Annotated in this window: 2 protein-coding genes; one reads left to right on the top strand and one right to left on the bottom strand. The window is 39.0% G+C overall.

What is annotated here, in order from left to right; genetic code table 11:
- Window positions 1-2,211 (top strand): translation initiation factor IF-2 (gene infB / locus ACNKXS_RS01935; RefSeq protein ID WP_417919399.1); only part of this gene is annotated, 2,211 nt, incomplete at its 5' end.
- 821 nt (window positions 2,212-3,032) lie between these two features.
- Here the strand turns inward: infB and ACNKXS_RS01930 are convergent.
- Window positions 3,033-3,422, bottom strand: a complete 390-nt coding sequence (locus tag ACNKXS_RS01930) for an SPOR domain-containing protein (protein WP_417919398.1) — start codon at window positions 3,420-3,422, stop codon at window positions 3,033-3,035.
- Between the last annotated feature and the right edge of the window lie 372 nt (window positions 3,423-3,794).

The raw sequence follows: 3,794 nt of genomic DNA, 5'->3' as shown, positions 1-3,794 counted from the left end.
AAAGCTCCAGAAGCTACTGTAGAGAAGAAGGAAGAAGGTTCTGATACGATCAAGACCAACTACACGAAGCTCGACGGACCTAACTTCACCGGTAAGAAGATCGACCTTTCACAGTTCAAGAAACCTGTTAAGAAGAAAGACGAGAAGAAAACCGAATCTAAGGAAGAAAAGGACAAGCGTAAGAAACGTCGTCGCCGCATCAGTAAAGATGTAAAAGGTGGTGGAGGTAACAATCCGCGTGGTGCAGCTGCTAAAAAAGGCGGAAGAGCAAGAAGCAAACCTATTACAAAAGAAGAACCAACCGAAGAAGAAGTACAAAAACAAGTACGTGAAACTCTGGAGAAACTTCAGGGTAAATCTTCCAAAGGCAAAGGTGCTAAGTATAGAAGACAGAAAAGAGACGAACACAGGCAACGTTCCGCAGATGATCTTGCACAGCAGGAATCTGATGATAAGATCTTAAAGGTAACAGAATTCGTTACTGTAAGTGAAGTTGCAACGATGATGGATGTGCAGGTAACTAAGATTATCTCAGCATGTATGTCTCTTGGAATGATGGTAACCATGAATCAGCGTCTTGATGCTGAAACATTAACTATCGTTGCTGAAGAATTTGGCTATGAAGTTGAGTTCACCACAGCAGATGTAGAAGAAACTGTTGAAGAAGTTGAAGAGAATCCTGAAGATCTTGTAACCAGAGCTCCTATAGTAACTGTAATGGGTCACGTGGATCATGGTAAAACATCCTTACTGGATTATGTTCGTAAAGAGAATGTAATTGCCGGTGAGAGTGGAGGGATTACTCAGCATATTGGTGCTTACGGAGTTGAGCTTGATGGCGGACAAAAAATCGCATTCCTGGATACTCCTGGTCACGAAGCCTTTACGGCGATGCGTGCTCGTGGTGCACAGGTAACAGATATCGCGATCATTGTGATTGCGGCAGATGATGATGTGATGCCTCAAACAAAAGAAGCGATCTCTCACGCACAGGCTGCAGGAGTACCGATCATCTTCGCGATCAACAAATCTGATTTGCCAACGGCAAATCCAGAAAGGATAAAAGAGAAACTTGCACAGATGGATCTTCTTGTAGAAGACTGGGGTGGTAAGATTCAGTCACATGATATTTCCGCAAAAACAGGAGCTGGCGTAAAAGAATTACTTGAAAAAGTACTTCTGGAAGCTGAAATCCTGGAACTGAAGGCGAATCCTAAGAAACTTGCCAAAGGTACCGTGGTGGAAGCATTCCTTGATAAAGGTCGGGGTTATATTGCGACTATTCTTGTTCAGGCTGGTACTCTTAAGATTGGAGATTATGTACTTGCCGGTAGAAATAGTGGTAAGATCAAAGCTATGCATGATGAGCGTGGTCACGAGGTGAAAGAAGCCGGACCATCTACACCAGTGTCTATTTTAGGGCTTGATGGTGCTCCTCAGGCAGGTGATACTTTCAAAGTAATGGAGGATGAGCGTGAAGCGAAAGATATAGCAGCGCGAAGAACTCAGTTACAGCGTGAGCAGAATGTTAGAACTCAGCGTCACATAACGCTTGATGAAATTGGTAGACGTATCGCACTTGGTGACTTTAAAGAACTTAATATAATCCTGAAAGGGGATGTGGATGGTTCAGTAGAAGCGCTTACAGATAGTTTCCAGAAGCTTTCTACGGAAGAGATTCAGGTGAATATCATACACAAAGGAGTTGGTGCAATTACTGAAAGTGATGTACTGTTAGCTTCAGCATCTGATGCGGTAATTATAGGATTTAACGTTCGACCTGCAGGTAATGCCAGAATGGTGGCCGATAAGGAAGAAATTGATATCCGTACTTACTCGATCATCTACGATGCGATCAATGATCTTAAAGATGCGATGGAAGGTATGCTTTCACCAGAACTTAAAGAAGAGATCACTGGTACTGCAGAGATTAGAGAAACCTTTAAGATATCCAAGGTTGGTACGATCGCTGGTTGTATGGTAACCGCAGGAACTATTTACAGAAGTGCTGGTATACGACTTATTAGAGATGGTGTGGTTGTTTACACTGGAGAACTGGCTTCATTAAAACGTTTCAAAGATGACGTTAAAGAAGTGAAGAAAGGCTACGATTGTGGTCTTCAGGTTAAGAACTACAACGACATTAGAGAAGGTGATGTAGTAGAAGCATTTAGAGAAGTAGAGGTTAAGAAAACCTTGAAATCAAAATAAACTGAGTAGGATACTCAAACGAAAAAAAGCGGCTCATGTAGCCGCTTTTTTTGTTAGTGGTGTCAATAGTATATATTGGAAATTCATTGGTGTCAAATTATTAGATCATACTACTATTGTCTGCGTATTATTATATTCAATAGTGCCTGTTGATCTTGTTTCTGAAGTTTCAAATCAAACTTTTTGAAACCCTTTATAAAATGTTTTCAGGATTTCAATGTCCATTCGAAGGATTGTATTTCTGTATCTTCCGATGCTTGGACATAGATTATGTTGCTAATTCATTAGAAGTAATTGCATAAGCTGTATTTGCACTCCATAGTATTGGCTACTCGGGATGGAAACATCTTATCTGAAAGAATATCTATATTTAGAATATTGTATAGGATTGTAAAGATCAATTAGATTGGTAATCTCAAATTTCTGACTGATCTACAGTTCTAATAGAGCTGATATAATCCAGGAATAACTGATATTGCTATATTTTAAGTCTGTAGCTTTTTAGAGTATTAATCCTTAGTTTAGGATCATGCATTGTGCTAACAGGAAAACTATAGATCTAACAATGCTTTTTCTCGAATAAGAACCGATGGATCAAACATCAAACTGCCTTGAATTCCACTCTAGTTCTATCTTCGAGACAGTTGGGAATAAGGGTAAACAGACTTTGATTAAAAACCTGAATTATTGGTTAGAGTATGAAAAATCTTCAGCTATAGATAGTGGATCTTATAGGGTAGTTTTTGAAAATCAGTTTCCGAAGAGCTATCAACAAAAAAACGGCTCAATGAGCCGCTTTATAATGTATAATTTTCAAATTCTTATTTCCTCTGTGGCTTCGGAATAAAAGCTGAAGGAAATTCTTCTTTCAGGTTTAAAAGCGCTCTGTCTGCTTCCAGTCTGTTTCTAAAGTTACCTACCCAAACTTTATAATTGGGGGCTTCGTAAGCGATTTTAGAAGGATATTCATAAAGATTCCGGTACTTCTGAATTACTTCGTTAGCTTCACCATTATCTCCATAAAATAATTGAATCACGAAGCGGTCGCCGATCTTGTTATTATCACTCAATTCTTTCTTTACTTCCATGAGCTTATCGATCTTTTTGCTTTGTTGAATTTCAACACTGGCCTGTTGAGCGCTGGAACTCAGATTAAAAAGAAGGAAGAAAGCTGCAATCGCAAATGAGTACTGTATATTAGGTTTTTTCATAGCTTGTGGTCTTTTGACAAATGTAAAATATAATAACTTAAACAGCTTGTAAAATATTATTTAGAACAATTATAAATTACCCATTAACACTTATCTAACATTCCTAGAATCGTCTATAAGTATTACTTTTGTGCCTGAATTTAAAGGTACCTTTTTAGGTATTTAGCCCTAAAATACTGAGTGTAAAAACCGTACCAAAGTTTAGACGTTAATCGAACTTAAAATATGAAAAAGGTGATTTTCCGCCATTCAATTTCGCGACAACTACTCTTAAGCGTAGCTTTCTTATTTACATTTTCTCTGTTCGCGCATGCGCAGGATCAGACGGCGCAGGATACTACAGCTCAGGCTGAGTCTGGTCAGGCGACCGAA

This window comes from Christiangramia marina, assembly GCF_048285865.1.
GTDB classification, from domain to species: domain Bacteria; phylum Bacteroidota; class Bacteroidia; order Flavobacteriales; family Flavobacteriaceae; genus Christiangramia; species Christiangramia marina.
The sequence above is the reverse complement of the archived record's forward strand: the minus strand, read 5'-3'. Positions and strand labels throughout refer to the sequence as shown.

Coding starts and splice junctions, on each gene's coding strand:
- ACNKXS_RS01930 (WP_417919398.1), bottom strand. CDS start 3,422: ATGAAAAAACCTAATATACAGTACTCATTTGCGATTGCAGCTTTCTTC.